19 protein-coding genes are annotated in these 15,927 nt (G+C 60.0%); 7 read left to right on the forward strand and 12 right to left on the reverse strand.

The genetic code is table 11. The features are described 5' to 3' along the window. The first annotated feature begins 24 nt into the window (after positions 1–24). The 3 genes from RXV86_RS05850 (at position 25) to RXV86_RS05860 (ending at position 2,809) form a co-directional block, all read left to right on the forward strand. The gene (locus tag RXV86_RS05850; RefSeq protein WP_316298228.1) at positions 25–1,116 is read left to right on the forward strand and encodes a UDP-3-O-(3-hydroxymyristoyl)glucosamine N-acyltransferase; all 1,092 of its coding nucleotides are present in this window, start codon (positions 25–27) and stop codon (positions 1,114–1,116) included. A gap of 217 nt (positions 1,117–1,333) precedes the next feature. After that, entirely contained in the window at positions 1,334–1,594 is a 261-nt protein-coding gene (locus tag RXV86_RS05855) for a phosphopantetheine-binding protein (RefSeq protein ID WP_316298229.1), read from the forward strand. Positions 1,595–1,600: 6 nt separating this feature from the next. After that, on the forward strand, positions 1,601–2,809 hold the full coding sequence (locus RXV86_RS05860; RefSeq protein ID WP_316298461.1) for a beta-ketoacyl-[acyl-carrier-protein] synthase family protein: 1,209 nt from the start codon (positions 1,601–1,603) through the stop codon (positions 2,807–2,809). A 25-nt stretch (positions 2,810–2,834) separates the two neighbouring features. Here the strand turns inward: RXV86_RS05860 and RXV86_RS05865 are convergent, their stop codons facing one another. Further along, positions 2,835–3,401, reverse strand: a complete 567-nt coding sequence (locus RXV86_RS05865; protein ID WP_316298230.1) for an NAD(P)H-dependent oxidoreductase — start codon at positions 3,399–3,401, stop codon at positions 2,835–2,837. Between the two features lie 171 nt (positions 3,402–3,572). After that, positions 3,573–4,208 carry an invasion associated locus B family protein gene (locus tag RXV86_RS05870; RefSeq protein WP_316298231.1) on the reverse strand — a complete coding sequence of 212 codons (636 nt, stop codon included), beginning with the start codon at positions 4,206–4,208 and terminating at the stop codon, positions 3,573–3,575. 493 nt (positions 4,209–4,701) lie between these two features. Here RXV86_RS05870 and RXV86_RS05875 point away from each other — a divergent pair, with 493 nt between their 5' ends. Together RXV86_RS05875 and RXV86_RS05880 are read left to right on the forward strand one after the other, a co-directional pair. Further along, positions 4,702–6,255 carry a helicase HerA-like domain-containing protein gene (locus tag RXV86_RS05875; protein ID WP_316298232.1) on the forward strand — a complete coding sequence of 518 codons (1,554 nt, stop codon included), beginning with the start codon at positions 4,702–4,704 and terminating at the stop codon, positions 6,253–6,255. Between the two features lie 6 nt (positions 6,256–6,261). Further along, on the forward strand, positions 6,262–6,675 hold the full coding sequence (locus tag RXV86_RS05880) for a hypothetical protein (RefSeq protein ID WP_316298233.1): 414 nt from the start codon (positions 6,262–6,264) through the stop codon (positions 6,673–6,675). Between the two features lie 26 nt (positions 6,676–6,701). Here the strand turns inward: RXV86_RS05880 and RXV86_RS05885 are convergent, their stop codons facing one another. From RXV86_RS05885 to RXV86_RS05930, 10 genes are all read right to left on the reverse strand, one after another. Next, on the reverse strand, positions 6,702–8,006 hold the full coding sequence (locus tag RXV86_RS05885; RefSeq protein WP_316298234.1) for a branched-chain amino acid ABC transporter permease: 1,305 nt from the start codon (positions 8,004–8,006) through the stop codon (positions 6,702–6,704). After that, a complete protein-coding gene (locus RXV86_RS05890) occupies positions 8,003–9,013 on the reverse strand; it encodes a branched-chain amino acid ABC transporter permease (RefSeq protein WP_316298235.1) in 1,011 nt (336 codons plus the stop codon). Before RXV86_RS05890 ends, RXV86_RS05885 begins: the two co-directional genes overlap by 4 nt. A gap of 52 nt (positions 9,014–9,065) precedes the next feature. Beyond that, on the reverse strand, positions 9,066–9,449 hold the full coding sequence (locus RXV86_RS05895) for a hypothetical protein (protein ID WP_316298236.1): 384 nt from the start codon (positions 9,447–9,449) through the stop codon (positions 9,066–9,068). After that, positions 9,449–9,796, reverse strand: coding sequence for a hypothetical protein (locus RXV86_RS05900; RefSeq protein ID WP_316298237.1), 348 nt, complete (start codon positions 9,794–9,796; stop codon positions 9,449–9,451). Before RXV86_RS05900 ends, RXV86_RS05895 begins: the two co-directional genes overlap by 1 nt. Then, positions 9,796–10,233 (reverse strand): hypothetical protein, encoded by a 438-nt coding sequence (locus RXV86_RS05905; protein WP_316298238.1) that lies wholly within the window; start codon positions 10,231–10,233, stop codon positions 9,796–9,798. Before RXV86_RS05905 ends, RXV86_RS05900 begins: the two co-directional genes overlap by 1 nt. A gap of 2 nt (positions 10,234–10,235) precedes the next feature. Continuing rightward, positions 10,236–11,075 carry an ABC transporter ATP-binding protein gene (locus tag RXV86_RS05910; RefSeq protein WP_316298239.1) on the reverse strand — a complete coding sequence of 280 codons (840 nt, stop codon included), beginning with the start codon at positions 11,073–11,075 and terminating at the stop codon, positions 10,236–10,238. Between the two features lie 9 nt (positions 11,076–11,084). Next, positions 11,085–11,495 carry a hypothetical protein gene (locus tag RXV86_RS05915; RefSeq protein ID WP_316298240.1) on the reverse strand — a complete coding sequence of 137 codons (411 nt, stop codon included), beginning with the start codon at positions 11,493–11,495 and terminating at the stop codon, positions 11,085–11,087. A 2-nt stretch (positions 11,496–11,497) separates the two neighbouring features. Next, positions 11,498–12,124 (reverse strand): hypothetical protein, encoded by a 627-nt coding sequence (locus RXV86_RS05920; protein ID WP_316298242.1) that lies wholly within the window; start codon positions 12,122–12,124, stop codon positions 11,498–11,500. After that, positions 12,121–12,903 (reverse strand): ABC transporter ATP-binding protein, encoded by a 783-nt coding sequence (locus RXV86_RS05925; RefSeq protein WP_316298243.1) that lies wholly within the window; start codon positions 12,901–12,903, stop codon positions 12,121–12,123. Before RXV86_RS05925 ends, RXV86_RS05920 begins: the two co-directional genes overlap by 4 nt. Before the next feature lie 108 nt (positions 12,904–13,011). Next, positions 13,012–14,208 (reverse strand): ABC transporter substrate-binding protein, encoded by a 1,197-nt coding sequence (locus tag RXV86_RS05930; RefSeq protein WP_316298244.1) that lies wholly within the window; start codon positions 14,206–14,208, stop codon positions 13,012–13,014. 207 nt (positions 14,209–14,415) lie between these two features. On the opposite strand from RXV86_RS05930, the gene RXV86_RS05935 reads away from it, so the two are divergent. Together RXV86_RS05935 and RXV86_RS05940 are read left to right on the forward strand one after the other, a co-directional pair. After that, entirely contained in the window at positions 14,416–15,435 is a 1,020-nt protein-coding gene (locus RXV86_RS05935; RefSeq protein ID WP_316298463.1) for a PQQ-dependent sugar dehydrogenase, read from the forward strand. Between the two features lie 42 nt (positions 15,436–15,477). Next, positions 15,478–15,918: a hypothetical protein gene (locus RXV86_RS05940; RefSeq protein ID WP_316298246.1), complete on the forward strand. Its 441-nt coding sequence runs from the start codon at positions 15,478–15,480 to the stop codon at positions 15,916–15,918. Positions 15,919–15,927: the final 9 nt, after the last annotated feature.

Genomic DNA, 15,927 nt, shown 5'->3' on the forward strand with positions numbered 1-15,927 from the left:
CCGAGATACGGGGGCAAGCCAGCCATGAGCCACACCATTGAACAGATTGCCAAAGCGCTCGGAGCGACAGCTCTGGGCGCTTTGGATTTGGAGATCGACGGGGCGGCCGAACCCGCCGATGCGGGCCCGGGCGATCTTGCGCTGGCGATGAAGCCGGAATACGCCAAAGGCCTAGCTGCGGGGCAGGCGCGGGCCGCGATGCTGTGGCAGGGTGCCGACTGGCAGGCGATGGGGCTTGAGGCGGCGATCATCCCGGCGCGGCCGCGCTATGCCATGGCGGGTCTGACGGCAGCGCTGGATGAGGGGCACGGGTATACCCCGGGCATCCACCCCACCGCGATCGTCGGTGAAGGGGTCGAGCTGGGGCAGGGGGTCTCGATTGGGGCCCATACCGTCGTGGCCTCCGGGGCCAGGATCGGTGCCGGGTCGGTTTTGGGTCCGCAGGTCTATGTCGGTATCGACAGCGAGGTCGGCGAAGGCGCGCTGCTGCATGTGGGTGCGCGGATCGGGCCACGGGTGCGGATCGGCGCGCGTTTCATTGCCCATTCCGGAGTTACGATCGGCATGGACGGATTTTCCTTCGTCACGCCCGAGATCAACGCGGTCGAAAAGGGCCGGGCCTCGCTTGGTGAAGAGACCGAGGCAGAGGCGCAATCCTGGGTTCGTATTCATTCGCTGGGGGCGGTCATCATCGGTGACGATGTCGAATTGGGCTGCAATACCTGTATCGACGCGGGCACGATCCGCGCCACCCGAGTGGGCAACGGAACCAAGATGGATAACCTGTGCCACATCGCCCACAATGTCGTCATAGGGCGCGATTGCCTGTTCGCCGCCATGGTCGGAATCGCCGGCTCGACCACCATTGGCAACAACGTGGTGATGGGCGGTCAGGTGGGTGTCACCGACAACACCACTGTGGGCGATGGGGTGGTGGCCGGGGGGGCATCGGCAATCCTGAGCAAAGTGCCCGCAGGGCGCATGGTTCTGGGCTATCCGGCGGTGAAGCTGGACCTGCATGTCGACATGTACAAGGCGCAACGCCGCCTTCCACGGATGATGGAAGAATTTGCGGAAATGAAAGCCCGTCTGGCGGCTTTGGAAGCCAAGGGCTAGGCGGGCGCGAGGCCGGGGTTATCGAAAACCCTGAACGATGGGATGTCTGAAAGGCGTGCAAAGCGCCTTAAAAGGCGCTTGAGGCAAGCCGCACCAAAGCGGCTTTGTCCGGACCCGACAGGCATGACGTCATGGAAAGTTCGTAATTCTTCTGTTCCGCTTTGACCCAAAAACGATTAAATCTGCCTCAGCAGATTTCTCGAAGGGGCCACGCGCCATGGATATCCAATCCCAGGTCATCGCGATCATTGCCGAACAAGCGATTCTCGAACCAAGCGACGTCACTCTGGACAGTACGCTTGAGGATCTGGGTATCGACAGCCTGGGCCTGGTCGAGTCGATCTTTGCCATCGAAGAGGCCTTTGACATCAACGTACCGTTCAATGCCAACGCACCGGAAGAGAGCGATTTCGACATCTCGAAGGTCAGCACGATCATCGCCGGCATCGAGACCTTGGTGCGCGATCAGAAGGGCTGAGTGACCATGAAACGCGTGGTCATCACCGGTGCAGGTACGATCAATGCGCTTGGCCATAACGTGCCGGACACGCTGGTGGCGATGCGCGAAGGGCGCTGTGGTATCGGCCCGATTGACATTCCCGATGTTGAGCGCCTGTCGATCCAGATTGGCGGGCAGGTCAAGGGGTTCGAAGCCGAAGGCCTGTTCAATCGCCAGCAGTTGTCGCTTTATGACCGGTTCACCCAGTTCACCCTGGTGGCCGCACGCGAGGCGATTGCCCAGTCGGGGCTGGAGTTTCATGACGAGCTGTCGGCGCGGTCCGGTGTTGTATTGGGCAATTCCGGTGGTGGCATGACCACGCTGGATGAGAACTACCGCTCGGTCTATGAGGCTGGCAAGAACCGTGTGCATCCCTTTGTGGTGCCCAAGCTGATGAACAACGCGGCGGCCAGTCACGTGAGCATGGAGTTCAACCTCAAGGGGCCGAGCTTTACCGTCGCCTCGGCCTGTGCCAGTTCGAACCATGCCATCGCCCAGGCCTTCCAGATGGTGCGCATGGGTATGGCGCCGGTGATGATTACCGGCGGGTCGGAATCGATGCTGTGTTTCGGAGGGGTCAAGGCCTGGGAAGGATTGCGGGTCATGTCCAAGGATGCCTGCCGACCGTTTTCTGCCAACCGCAACGGCATGGTCCAGGGCGAGGGCGCCGGGGTCTTCGTGATTGAGGATTACGATCATGCCCGCGCACGCGGGGCTGATATTTTGGCCGAATTGGCCGGGTTTGCCATGTCCTCGGATGCCGCCGATATCGTGATGCCGTCAAAGCAGGGCGCGGCGCGGGCGATTGCCGGTGCGCTGCAAGACGCAAGGCTGGCCCCCGGCGATGTCGCTTATATCAATGCCCATGGCACCGGAACTGCGGCGAATGACAAAACCGAATGCGCGGCGGTGGCGGACGTGTTCGGCCAGCACGCTGACGAGTTGATGATTTCCTCGACCAAATCGATGCATGGTCACCTGATCGGGGGCACGGGTGCGGTCGAACTGCTGGCCTGTATCATGGCGTTGCGCGACGGGGTGATTGCCCCCACCATCGGATATCAGGAACCTGATCCGGAATGTGCGCTGGACGTTGTGCCAAATGTCGCACGCGAAGCGAATGTCGAAGCAGCGCTGTCGAATGCCTTTGCCTTTGGCGGCCTCAATGCTGTGTTGGCGTTGCGCAAGGTCTGAAACCCTGCGCAACACCGGTGGCCACTTATGCCGCCTTGGTCAGTGAGGCTGTTTCCGCCAGCGCGGCCAGAGCGTTGTGTAGCGCCTGCAACTGGACCGGGTCCGACAGGGTTCCCGTCGCGTTATCGAAATTGTCATAGAACGACGGCACGCTCAGGTGGCCGCGGATGTCGGCGCCGAAGAACGGGGCCGAGGTGATGGCCGCATTCAGAACGCTGGCCGCTCCGCCTGGTCCCGGCGAAGTGGCCATGACCACCATCGGCTTGTCCTGATAGACCTTGGCGTCGATCCGCGAAGTCCAGTCGAACAGGTTCTTGAAAGCGGCGGCATAGTGGCCGTTGTGTTCCGCATAGGAGATCATGACCGCATCGGCTGCGGCAATCCGGGCCCGAAAACCATGCGCGGCTGCGGGAATGCCGTCTTCGGCTTCGCGGTCGGTGGAATAGAGCGCCATTTCAAATTCGTTGATGTCGAGTAGATCGATCTCGACCGAACTGTCGAAATCCGTGCGGTACAAATTGGCTGCATGGCGCACAAGTGTCTGATTGATCGAGTTGCGGCTGTTGCTGGCGGCGAATGCGAGAAGTTTCATGTTTGTTGTCCTTATCCGGGTGTCCTGACCCGTGATATGGCACTGTTCGATATTTCAGATAACACCCATCCGAGCGCAAATTATGTGCGCATCTGCACAATACGCAATCGACGGAAAAAAAGAGGCCGCATTTGCATGCGACCCCTTCGATGGCTTGCGGTTTTCCCGCGATCAGTTCTGGATCACCGATGCGGCATTGAACCCGGCGGTGAAGCCTTTGAGCGACATCTTCAGATTGACCTTCTGGTCCGGTGCCAGGGCAGGAACCAAGGTCACCGTGGCGCTGACGCCTTTCTTGAAGGCGGCGATGTCCTGGGCGGTAAATCCGATCCGGGCATAGCAGCCGACCGGCGAGCAGAAGGCAAAGGGGTAACGCTTGCCCTTGGCGCCATCGATGGCGATGGTCAACTGTGCGGTCAGCAGGGTTTCCAGCGGCACTGTGATGGTGGCTCCGGCCACGGCCTTGCCGCCCGACGGCAGACGGAAGAAAGCGGCTTCGGCAACGTCCGTGCCCTGTTCATCCTTCAGCAGTTGATAAAGGTTGCAGGGGTCTTCGCCCTCTTCGACAGGGAAGCACTGCAATTTCCAATCGCCGTGCTCTTCCTTGAAATAAGGTTGTGGAATGGCCGGCACGGTATCTTCGCCCATGCTCAGATCCGAGCCGGGATCGTTCGCATCTGTGGTGGCGCTGTCCGTTGCCTCGGCGGTGGCATTGTCTTCGGGTTTAGGTGTGTCTTCCTGGGCCATGACGGCCGAACCGGCGCCAAGAGCAGCAATCAAGGAAAGAGTGGTGAGAAATCTGGGCATAGTGTTCCCCGTGTTGGATCAGAAATAGAAACCTCTCGCGCGATCTAGCATGCACCGCGAGACATGTCAGTGCCAAACCGCCGGTTTGTTGCGCTGCCATGGCAATTTTTTGCCATCGCGGCAAATTGAGCAAGAGGCCGGGCCAGGCGCAGTCAAATGGCCGATCGGTCCAGCTTAACGCGCGATGCTCATGCCCAAAACATGAAAAAGAGGCCCGAAGGCCTCTTTCTCGTTTTGCTCCCCGTCGGACTGGCCGACTTATTCATTGCCGGAACGCTATGACGTTTATGACGGTGCGTCAACATGCAATTTCAAGGGTTTGCTGGCCTTTTGGACAAAAAAAGCCGCGCCCGGAGGCGCGGCCAGTCTGACAGGGAGGAAGTCAACCCGGGCACCAAGAGGACATGACCGCCCGGGGTACGAATAACACTGGCAGGAAATCCTTAAGTTTGTATTTTCAAACAGACGAAACATTTCGATCGGGGGATCAACCTTGGAACATTCGGTATTTGTTGGTGGTGGCGGAGAAAACTACGGCACCAAGCAGGGGCTGTCTCTGAAATACGCCAACCGGCACGGGTTGATCGCAGGCGCGACCGGCACCGGCAAGACGGTGACCCTGCAAATTCTGGCCGAGGGGTTTTCCGCCGCCGGCGTTCCGGTGTTCCTTTCGGACGTGAAGGGCGACCTCTCGGGTCTCGCCAAGGCCGGCAGCGAAGGGTTCAAGCTGCACGGCGCCTTTACCTCGCGCGCCAGCAAGATCGGGTTCGACGATTACATCTATGAGGGCTTCCCGGTGACCTTCTGGGACCTTCTGGGCGAGCAGGGCCACCCGGTGCGCACCACCGTGGCCGAGATGGGGCCGCTGTTGCTGTCGCGCCTGCTGGAGCTTTCCGAGGCACAAGAGGGGATTCTGAATATTGCCTTCCGGCTGGCCGACGAAGAGGGCCTGCCGCTTCTGGATCTGAAGGACCTGCAGGCGCTACTTGTCTGGGTCGGCGAAAACCGCGCCGACCTGTCGCTGCGCTATGGCAATGTCTCGGTGCAATCCATCGGCGCGATCCAGCGCCGCCTGTTGGTGTTGGAAAACCAGGGCGGGGCCAAAATTTTCGGTGAACCGGCGCTTGATCTCGGCGACATCATGATGAGCGATCAGCACGGCAAGGGCAGGATTAACATCCTGGCCGCGGACAAACTGATGGGCTCGCCCCGGCTTTATGCCACCTTCCTGCTCTGGCTGCTGAGCGAGCTGTTCGAGGAACTGCCTGAAGTGGGTGATCCCGACAAACCCAAACTGGTTTTCTTCTTCGACGAGGCGCACCTCTTGTTTGACGACGCTCCCAAGGCGCTGGTCGACAAGGTGGAACAGGTGGCACGGCTGATCCGATCCAAAGGGGTGGGGGTCTATTTCATCACCCAGAACCCGGCCGACGTGCCCGAGGATATCCTCGGCCAGCTGGGCAACCGGGTGCAGCACGCGCTGCGTGCCTTTACCGCCCGGGACCGCAAGGAATTGCGCCTCGCGGCCGAGACCTATCGCGACAACCCGCGGTTAGATATCGAAGACGCCATTCGCGAGGTCGGAGTGGGTGAGGCGGTGACCTCGATGCTGGAGAAAAAGGGGGTGCCGGGCATGGCGGAACGCACTCTCATTCGCCCGCCGTCCTCACAACTTGGGCCAATCGAGCCGGGTGAACGCGCGGCGCTGATCAACGCCTCACCGATTGCCGGGAAATACGAAGAGTTGAAGGACCGCCGCTCGGCCTATGAAATTCTGGCGAAACGCGCGTCGGACGCGGCCGAGGCGGCAGAAGAGGCCGAAGCCCGCGAAGAAGAAATGGAAGCGCGTGAACGCGAGTACAATGCCGGGCGGCGCTATTCCGGCAGCCGCGTGCCCCGGTCCACGTCCAAATCCACGCGTCGCAGGTCGCGCAAGGAGGAAAGCTTTGGCGAGGCGCTGACCCGCAACGTGATGAAGGAACTGACCGGCACCACCGGCCGGCGCATTGTAAGGGGCATACTGGGCGGGCTGTTCAAGGGGCGGTAGAATTTGATGCTCCGAAATCTGATTGCAACAGGCACCCTTGGTTTTGTTGCTGTTCTGGTGCCGGGCGCTCTGGTCTCCGAACCTTTTGAAACGCCTGAGTTGATAGGAATTTGGGGCGACGACATCAGCTGTGCAGGCAAGCCTTTGATAGAGGGCGGATCCCGTTCTTCTGCCACAGTTGAAATCAAGCCGGGTTGGATACGCAACGGTGAAGTCTGGTGCCTGATGGATTGGTCTGCGCCCCAGCACCGTGAAGAAGGTTTCTTCATCAATGCCCATGCAAGATGCGGTGAAGACGCCCAGCGTGCATGGAGCCTGGGGTTTGCCTTTCAACGGGGAACTGACGCCTCCGAAGACGAATTGATACTGTTGTGGGGCGATACATTGATCCAAGGCCAATACCGGCGTTGTAACCGGTAGGCCTTGGATACGTGTCACACGCTGGTTTACTTCTCCGGGATCAACCCGCGCGGGCTGAATCGCAGCACCAGAAGCAGGATCACGCCCATGGTCAGCAGCCGCATATGCGCCGCCGATTCAAGCAGGTGATCCTTGAGCCAGTAGCCGTCGCTCATGCCGCTGGTAATGAGCTGCATCAGACCCAGGCCCATCGGTTCGACCTGAACCCAGAGGAACCAGATCAGGAACCCGCCCAGCACCGCGCCGAGGTTGTTGCCAGACCCGCCGACAATCACCATCACCCAAATGAGGAAGGTAAAGCGCAGCGGCTGGTAGCTGGCCGGGGTTAGCTGACCATCCAGGGTGGTGATCATCGCGCCGGCAATGCCGCAGACTGCGGAGCCGAGGATGAAGATCTGCAAATGCCGGGCGGTCACGTCCTTGCCCATGGCTTCCGAGGCGATCTCGTTGTCGCGTATGGCGCGCATCATCCGGCCCCAGGGGGAATTCAGCGCCCGTTGCGCCATCCAGAAGATGATCGCCAGCACCACGGCAAACAGGATGGCATAAAGCAGTTTGACATAGAGTGTCGAACTGATCACCGGATCAAGCCCCATCGATGCCGCGCGCTCTACAAAGCCGGGATCATTCTGCAGGTCGATCTCATAAGGAACAGGGCGGGGCAGGCCCGAGACGTTCTTGACCCCGCGCGCCAGCCAGTCTTCGTTCTTCAGCACGGCAATGATGATCTCGGCAATGCCAAGGGTGGCGATGGCGAGGTAGTCCGAGCGCAGGCCAAGGGCCGTCTTGCCGATCATCCAGGCGGCCCCGGCGGCCAGAAGGCCCCCAACCGGCCAGGCAATCAGCACTGGCAGGCCCATCCCACCCAGATAACCCTCGCGCGCCGGGTTCACCGCTTCGACTGCCTCGACGCCGGAATCAAACACCGAGCGGAAGACGAAGAATCCCACCACGAGGATCGCGATCATGATCACACTGCGCGACCGCCCTTTGGGCATTTTCATATAGACCAGGATGGTAGAGATGATGGTGGCCGCGCCAAGCGCCAGACCGGCCAGCACCCGTCCGCCGCCAGCGGCCCAGGCCTCGGGCACGGGGGGCATGGAGATCAGAACCGTGGCCAAACCGCCAAGGGCGACAAAGCCCATGACACCGACGTTGAACAGCCCGGCAAAGCCCCATTGCAGGTTGACCCCAAGGGCCATGATCGCGCTGATCAGCCCCATGTTGAGAATGAACAGCGCCGAGTTCCACGACTGGACAAAACCGGTGCCCAGGATCAGCAGGGCAACCATGGCGAAGAGAAGGGTGTTTTTCGTGGTCTCGCTCATACCGATTGCCCCTTGAATAGGCCCGTAGGCTTGAACAGCAGAACGATCAGCAGGATGCAGAAGCTGACCGCGAATTTGTAGTCGGTGGACAGAAGCTGTGCCAGCTCGTCCGGCGCCATGGTGTCAGGCAGGGCATGGCCCAGAACCTTTTTCCAGGCATAGGTGATGATCACCTCGGAAAACGCGATGACAAATCCGCCGGCAATCGCGCCCAGCGGATTGCCCAAACCACCAACGATGGCGCTGGCGAAGATCGGCAGCAGTAGCATGAAATAGACAAACGGCTTGAAGCTCTTGTCGAGCCCGTAAAGCGTGCCGGCGATGGTGGCGAGGCCGGCGACGATCATCCAGGTAATTAACACCACGCGTTCGGGGTTGATGCCGGATAACAGCGCCAGATCCTCGTTGTCTGAATAAGCCCGCATCGACTTGCCGGTACGGGTGCGATTGAGGAACCAGAACAGCGCCGCAACCACCACCACTGCGGTGATCACGGTGATCCCCTGGGTGGTCTTGAATGCCAGGCCTTCTTTCAAACCGGTCAGCGCCTTGAACTCGCGCACCGAGATGATGAAGCGCTCGCCATCGGTGAACTTCTGATCCTGCGGTCCGACGATGAATCGCACCAGCCCGTTCATGATGAACATCACGCCCATGGACACGATCACCAGGATCACCGGCTTGGCTTTTTGCGCCCTGTAGAAGCGGTAAACCGTTCGGTCGGTCAGCAAGAGCAGGGCGATACAGCCCAGTATCCCGAAGGGCAGCGCGATGAGTGCTGTCGGCAACGGTCCCAGCGACAGGCCCATCGACTGGAACCACCAGGTGAACAGCATCGTCACCATCGCGCCAAAGGCCATCGTATCGCCATGGGCAAAGTTCGAGAACCGCAGGATGCCATAGATCATGGTCACCCCGAGCGCGCCCAATGCCAGTTGGCTGCCATAGACAATGGCCGGGATCAGCACGAAGTTTGAAAGCGCCACGAAGGCGTTTAAAAGGTCCATTATTTCGCTACTCCACGTTTCCCGGTTGCTGGGGTGAACATCTGTATTTGCATCACTCGGTTCCCTCCACACATTGCCCGCGATAAAGCATCTGGTCCTTGCCCTTGTGGGCCTGCGCGTCAGGGCGCGAGACAAGATAGTTGAACCGCCCGTTCTCCTGAATGCGCATCTGGTTTTCGATGCCGTCCTCGGTGGTGAACATGATCGCGGTGACGTTATGCAGGCCCAAAACGCTGCCGGTGCCCATTCTCTCGCCATCCAGCAGGATCGTCGCCTTGGTCACGTTCTCCGCCGCATGAAGATGCAGCATGATGCGGCCCTCCGCAGGCTGGCAATTGTCCGATGTCACGGTGCAGGTCTCTTCCACCTGGCAATAAGGCTCTGCCGCCAGCGCGGGCAGGGGAAGCAGGGCGAAGGTCAGGATCAGGCCACGCATCAGAATGCCCCCTTGCAGGTGCCGAGATAGGAAATCACCTCGGGGCCGGAATTGTTATGTGTTGTAAACCTCGCACCGGTCGGGGTCAGTGAAAGCATGTATTCCGCTCCGGCCCCGGTGGCGAACATGGTTGTCAGATTCCGCGCTTCCTTGACCGCAACGATTTGAAGATCGCCATAATCAGTAGTGATCGCCTTGTCCTCGATATTCACTTCGATGTTGAAACCGGTGCTGTTGCACCCCTCGGCCTCGTAACATTCGGTGGTGAAGGCACACCCAAATGCCAAGGCTTGCGTGGCAGAGCCGACGCCCATGATCAGGCCGAAAACTGCCGCGCGTCTGTTCATTACCACGACCCAGTGCAACGGCCGGTGCTGGACATGCCAAATGCCTTCGAACCAGTCTTGCCGTGGAAGGACAAGACATAGGCCTGGTCAGCGCGAATCGAAATAAAGCCAAACGAATCTGAATCGGCTGCAATCTTCGTCAAAATAGCGGTGTTGTCGTCGGTGACGGCAATTATCTTCATCCTATCAGGAGGTTCGTCGCTTCGGATTTCTCCGTTTTCAAGCCGGTAGATTTCTGCGTCATTACCGCCAACGTGCCGCACCTGGAAGGGGCCGCCGCCGTATTTAAGATCGCATGTCCCAATGGACAGGCAGGCCTCTTCGGGGGTGCAGTACAAATCGGCCACGGCAGGTGCCGCACCGGCCAGCAATGCGACAGAAAATGCCATAACCGGGGTCATGGATCGGGTCACGTCTTTCATCAAAGCCTGTACCATCCTCATCCTCCCAGAAAACTTGCACGCACTTCCGGGTCGGCCAGAAGTTCCTTTCCGGTCCCGGTGTGGGCATTGCGGCCCTGGACCAGCACGTAGCCCCGGTCGGCGATCTCCAGCGCCTGGCGGGCGTTCTGTTCCACCATCAGAACCGGCAATCCGGTGCGGGCCACCTCGATGATCCGGTCAAACAGCTCGTCCATCACGATCGGGCTTACGCCCGCGGTGGGCTCATCCAGCATCAACACTTTGGGCTCGGTCATCAGGGCGCGACCAACGGCGACTTGTTGGCGCTGGCCGCCCGACAGTTCGCCCGCGGCCTGGGACCGCTTGTCGCGCAGGATCGGGAACAGCTCGTAAACCTGTTCCATCGTCTCGGAGTAATCATCGGTGCGGATGAAGGCACCCATTTCAAGGTTCTCTTCGACCGTCATCGAGGTAAAGATGTTCTGGGTCTGAGGGACAAATCCCATGCCTTTTTGTACCCGCGCCTGCGGGGTGAGGTTGGAAATATCCTCGCCATCCAGCAGCACCCGACCCTGACGCAGGTTCAGCATGCCAAACGCCGCCTTCATCGCCGTCGATTTACCGGCGCCGTTGGGGCCAACGATCACGGCGATTTCGCCCGGGTTCACCGCGATGGTGCAATCATGCAGGATGTCCGGCCCGTTCTTGCCGTACCCGCCGGTCATGGCCTCGCCGATCAGGAAGGGATGCTCGCCACCGACCGCATGGGCGCGGTTGTTTTGACCCTCGGGCAGGCGCGGCGCGGTGCTGCCGCCCTTGGGGTTGGTGATGGTCGCGTCCTTGTTGCCGCGGTCGTCCTGGTAGGGATTGTCGCTCATGTCGTTACCTCACACGGTCTGGCATTGGCCAAGATATTGCATCGGGGTCAGGCGGATGCCGGTGATCAGGTTCTCTGACCGCACTGCGTCGCCATTGGAAATCATCAAGGTGGTGGTCGCCGCGCCGCCCGAGATGGGCTTCTCCAGGATGGTGATCGCCCGGTCGCCGAGGATCAGTTCAAGCTCGTCAAGCTGGGACATGGCACCGCCGCCGATGCGCTTGACGGTGCCGGTTTCGGCATCGGCGCGGAACCGAACGTCGATATCAGCGTCCTGGCACTTGCGGTTGATATCGCAGGACCAGTCGAAATAGCACTTGATCACCACTTCCTCGGCCTGCGCGGGCAGGGCAAGCTGCGCGCAAGCCAGAGCGATGAGCGTCGCCGTACGCTTCAACCAGGCGTATCGTGTATTGCGCATGGTCAATGGGTTTCCTCTTCGGTTTGAATCCTGACATTCCCGATAAAGTCAGCATGCCATTTTTCATGCTCTTCGGTGAATTCCTTACCGAACGCCCAAACCAATATCTGAAGGGTCCGATCTTCGAGTAAGACGATGGTGTTGGCGTAAACAAACCCAAGCTTGAGGGGCTTGGCACCGTAGATGATGGTTTCCGCAGGGTGCCCGTCCACTTCGGCGGTCAGAACGTCAAGAACCGGCACTTCCTCGATAGCCACGCCCGAGGCGTCAGCCGCGCCACCCAGTGCAACTTCTCGCATGGTCTCCATCTCGATGCCGTCCCGCAACCCGACATCCTCGATAATGATCCCGCCCGAAATCTTGCTGGAGTGGTCAAACAGCAAGGAAAAATCCCGCAGTCCATTGAATTGCCTTTTCCAGTTCCGGCGTTCACCACAGAAACGGACACCATGGTTGGCGGGGATGCAGGCGTCCGCGGTGCCTGTTTCGGCATAACGCCACGTCCGATCCTCGAGAATTTCGATTTTCTTACCGGAAACAACGGCAGTTCCGATCACGCCTTGCGCCGACGCCAGATTGGCCATGAGAAATGCAAAAATCAGGCCGAGAAGAGACGCTTTGGGCTTCATGCGTCTTCTTTCTCTTTGTTCTTTAGCCCAGTCCCCAGATACGCCTCGATCACCTCCTGGTTGGCCTTGATCTCGGCCAATGTACCCTCGGCCAGGACCTTGCCCTCGGCCATGCAGATCACCGGATCACACAGCTTGCCGATGAAATCCATGTCGTGTTCGATTACCACGAAGGTGTAGCCGCGTTCCTTGTTCAACTGGATGATCGCGTCACCAATGGTGTTGAGCAGAGTACGGTTCACCCCGGCGCCGACCTCGTCGAGGAAGACGATCTTGGCATCCACCATCATGGTGCGGCCGAGTTCCAGCAGTTTCTTCTGACCACCCGAGACCTGGCCCGCCTTGTGGTCGGCCAGATGTTCGATGGTGAGAAATTCCATCACCTCGTCGGCCTTGGCGCGGAGCGCGCGTTCTTCGTCGGCAATCCGTTTGCGTCCGAACCAGGTGTTCCACAGCGTCTCGCCGGATTGGCCGCCGGGCACCATCATCAGGTTCTCGCGGCAGGACATGGAACCAAACTCATGCGCGATCTGGAAGGTCCTGAGCAGCCCCTTGTGAAACAGCGTGTGCGGTGGCAGGCCGGTAATGTCCTCACCAGCCATGGTCACCCGACCGGAGGTCGGTGGAAGAACGCCAGCTATCACATTGAAAAGGGTGGTTTTTCCGGCGCCGTTGGGGCCAATTAGTCCGGTGATGGACCCTTCGGAAATCTCCAGGGTTGCTCCGTCCACGGCCCGAAAGCCGCCGAAATGCTTGTGCACGTTCTCGACGCGGATCATCGTCCCCAATCCCCCATGTTGGTTTTGCCGTTGTTTTCGTTATTAGTGGGTCAGGCAAAATCAGACGGCCCGCGTAGCAGCGGGCCGTCCGTTTTTAAAAACAGCGCCTTAGCGGTAGCGAACCGTCTTGTCGGTGCCGCCTTCGATCATGATTTCGCGGTAGTTGCCTGCCGCTTCACCGGGACCGACCAGCTCGACGCCGGTGCCGCCGACATAGTCGATGTCGCCGCCTGCCGCGAGGATTTCGAGACCCTTGGCCAGCTCGCCAGAATTGATCTTTTCACCCGGCGCGTTGGCCACTTCGATGATCTTGTCCTTGTAGACATTGGCGTCGGTCGAGCCTGCAGCCTGCATGGCCAGCATGATCAGCGCGGCCGCGTCATAGGACTCGGGCGCGAACGGTGTGGTCGGCTCCCAATCGCCGCCAGCTGCATCGGCCACTTCCTTGAAGCGCGCGGCCAACTCTTCCGAGGGGCTGGGGTGCTGACCGCTCGAACCATCGATTTCGCTGCCGAAATTCTTGACCAGTTGGTCCGAGATCATGCCGTCCGGGAAGTGGAAGGTGTCAAATGCGCCGGTGTCGATTGCGGCGCGGACGATGCCGTTGCCACCCTGGTCAACATAGCCGGCGACGACGAGACGTTGACCACCAGCCGCGGCCAGTGCGCCAACTTCTGCCGAATAGTCGGCCTTGCCGTCTTCGTGGGCGGCGTTGATCGTTACCTTGCCGCCAGCGGCTTCATAGGCGGCCTGGAAAGCATCGGCCAGACCCTTGCCATAGTCGTTGTTGGTATAGGTGACGGCGACTTCCTTGATGTCCTGCTCCATCAGAACTTCGGTCATCACGACACCCTGACGGGCATCCGACGGTGCGGTGCGGAAGAACAGGCCATTGTCTTCGTTGTTCATGTGGCTCAGGCCCGGCGAGGTGGCTGAGGGCGAAATCATCACGACGCCATTCGGCACGGCGACGTTGGTCAGGACAGCGCCGGTCACACCCGAGCAGTCACCGCCGATGATGCCTTTAACGCCATCCGAGGTGATCAGACGTTCGGCCGCAGCGGTTGCCGCACCCGAATCGACGCATGTGGTGTCGCCATTGATCCCAACCACGGTTGCGCCACCCAGAAGCTTGCCGCTGTCGCTGACTTCCTTGATCGCCATATGGGCCGCAGGTGCCATGTGGGCCACGGTGGATTCGATCGGGCCGGTAAAGCCCAGAAGGACGCCCAGCTTGATTTCTTCGGCCATGGCCGAACCGGCCATAAGGGCCACAGCAGCGGTTGTTGCGAACAGTTTTTTCATTTCTTACTCCCTATTGGAACATTAGGTCCGGAAGTGAGCCTATTCGCAAGTTTCCGAAAAGAAAAGCGTGTTAATGGCCATTTCCTGTTAGGATGACGTTGGGAGAACTTTTCCGGTGAATAGGGAGTTTTTGCCATGAAACGGCGGGATTTCGGACTCGGATTGCTGGGCTTCGGTCTTAGCGGCGCGGCGCGGGCAAAGACCCCGATGCAACCCCGGTTGCAGATTTCCAAACATGCCGACGGGTTCCGTGTGCCCTGGTCGCTGGGGATGCTGCCTGACGGCGACATGCTGATAAGCGAGCGCGCCGGGCGACTGTGGCGAGCTGTGGATTCGGGGCACAAGACCCGCATTCGCGGATTGCCGCGGATCGATGCCAAGGGGCAGGGGGGACTGCATGACATCGTGCCGGCGCGTGATTTCACCCGCACCGGAACGGTGTTCCTGGCTTACGCAAAACCGCAGGGGGGCGGGCAGGGCACCGCACTGGCGATAGCGCGGCTGGCTGGGGATCGGCTTGAGGAACTTCGCGAGGTTTTCGCAATGTCGCCGGGCAGCAGTGGCGGCCGTCATTTCGGCGGGCGGATCGTCGAGGGGCGCGACGGGACATTGTTTCTCAGTATTGGAGACCGCGGCGACCGGTCATCGGCCCAGGATTTGTCACGTCACAATGGCAGTATCATTCGGATAAACCGAGACGGTTCGGTGCCCGCCGACAATCCGTTCCTGGCCCTCCCCGGTGCCCGGCCGGAAATCTGGTCCTACGGCCACCGCAACCCGCAAGGCATGGCTTTGGATGCCAAGGGCCGGCTCTGGGCGCATGAACATGGCGCTATGGGCGGCGATGAGTTGAACGCTATAAGACGTGGCGCCAACTATGGTTGGCCGGTGATTGCCTATGGTCGGCATTATTCGGGCGCAAAAATCGGCGAGGGCACCCACAAGCCGGGCATGGAGCAGCCCGCCTTCTACTGGGACCCGTCCATCGCGCCGTCGGGGTTGGCGATATATTCCGGACGGCTATGGCCACAATGGCAAGGCGCCTTTCTGGTTGGGTCGCTCAAGTTCGACCATATCGCGGTGCTGTCCAGGGATGGCAGCCGCCAGATCGGCAAGATTGATACCCCGGAAACCCAGCGGGTCCGCGACTTCCGCGAAGGCCCCGACGGGGCGATCTGGTTTCTCAGCGAAGGCAAGGGCGCCCTTTATCGGATCACACCGGCCTGATAGCATTGGTGCGAGAATTGATCATGCGAAAGGATTTCCCCGATGACGCGTCTTCTTGCCGTTTTGGCGCTTGCTCTGTCCGGTCTTGCGCTGTCGCTGCCGGTCTATGCCCAGGAGGCGGACCAGCCGGGTGACAGCAAGTTCGACAGCTATGCCAAGTATAACGCCTATGTTGACCGGATGCTGACCACGCGTGAATGGGTACCGTTCATCAAGCACATGGGTGGGCGGGATGAATACACCGCGGAACAGCTGGCCAAGATCGAAAGCGATTTCAACCGGCTTTATCCAAACAGGTTCACGTCGGTTGCCTTGTTTCGCCAGACCGACCTGGGTGGCGGCGTCAGCCAGGAAGCCCGCGCCTACTGGGGCGGTGGGCGTTACCTGTTCTTCTATGCCATCTTGCACCAGCGCAACGATGATCTTGTCGTCCTGAACTTCGCGCTGAATACCAAGATCGAAGCGATCATGGAGAAGTTCTGACGTCGGTGC

This window comes from Aliisedimentitalea sp. MJ-SS2 (assembly GCF_032586155.1).
Taxonomy (GTDB): Bacteria; Pseudomonadota; Alphaproteobacteria; order Rhodobacterales; family Rhodobacteraceae; genus JAWHTC01.

Excerpts from the sequence above, each read along its gene's own strand:
- RXV86_RS05850 (WP_316298228.1), top strand. The coding sequence starts at position 25 with ATGAGCCACACCATTGAACAGATTGCCAAAGCGCTCGGAGCGACAGCT.
- RXV86_RS05855 (WP_316298229.1), top strand. The coding sequence starts at position 1,334 with ATGGATATCCAATCCCAGGTCATCGCGATCATTGCCGAACAAGCGATT.
- RXV86_RS05860 (WP_316298461.1), top strand. The coding sequence starts at position 1,601 with ATGAAACGCGTGGTCATCACCGGTGCAGGTACGATCAATGCGCTTGGC.
- RXV86_RS05865 (WP_316298230.1), bottom strand. The coding sequence starts at position 3,401 with ATGAAACTTCTCGCATTCGCCGCCAGCAACAGCCGCAACTCGATCAAT.
- RXV86_RS05870 (WP_316298231.1), bottom strand. The coding sequence starts at position 4,208 with ATGCCCAGATTTCTCACCACTCTTTCCTTGATTGCTGCTCTTGGCGCC.
- RXV86_RS05880 (WP_316298233.1), top strand. The coding sequence starts at position 6,262 with ATGCTCCGAAATCTGATTGCAACAGGCACCCTTGGTTTTGTTGCTGTT.
- RXV86_RS05885 (WP_316298234.1), bottom strand. The coding sequence starts at position 8,006 with ATGAGCGAGACCACGAAAAACACCCTTCTCTTCGCCATGGTTGCCCTG.
- RXV86_RS05890 (WP_316298235.1), bottom strand. The coding sequence starts at position 9,013 with ATGGACCTTTTAAACGCCTTCGTGGCGCTTTCAAACTTCGTGCTGATC.
- RXV86_RS05895 (WP_316298236.1), bottom strand. The coding sequence starts at position 9,449 with ATGCGTGGCCTGATCCTGACCTTCGCCCTGCTTCCCCTGCCCGCGCTG.
- RXV86_RS05900 (WP_316298237.1), bottom strand. The coding sequence starts at position 9,796 with ATGAACAGACGCGCGGCAGTTTTCGGCCTGATCATGGGCGTCGGCTCT.
- RXV86_RS05905 (WP_316298238.1), bottom strand. The coding sequence starts at position 10,233 with ATGGTACAGGCTTTGATGAAAGACGTGACCCGATCCATGACCCCGGTT.
- RXV86_RS05910 (WP_316298239.1), bottom strand. The coding sequence starts at position 11,075 with ATGAGCGACAATCCCTACCAGGACGACCGCGGCAACAAGGACGCGACC.
- RXV86_RS05915 (WP_316298240.1), bottom strand. The coding sequence starts at position 11,495 with ATGCGCAATACACGATACGCCTGGTTGAAGCGTACGGCGACGCTCATC.
- RXV86_RS05920 (WP_316298242.1), bottom strand. The coding sequence starts at position 12,124 with ATGAAGCCCAAAGCGTCTCTTCTCGGCCTGATTTTTGCATTTCTCATG.
- RXV86_RS05925 (WP_316298243.1), bottom strand. The coding sequence starts at position 12,903 with ATGATCCGCGTCGAGAACGTGCACAAGCATTTCGGCGGCTTTCGGGCC.
- RXV86_RS05930 (WP_316298244.1), bottom strand. The coding sequence starts at position 14,208 with ATGAAAAAACTGTTCGCAACAACCGCTGCTGTGGCCCTTATGGCCGGT.
- RXV86_RS05935 (WP_316298463.1), top strand. The coding sequence starts at position 14,416 with ATGCAACCCCGGTTGCAGATTTCCAAACATGCCGACGGGTTCCGTGTG.
- RXV86_RS05940 (WP_316298246.1), top strand. The coding sequence starts at position 15,478 with ATGACGCGTCTTCTTGCCGTTTTGGCGCTTGCTCTGTCCGGTCTTGCG.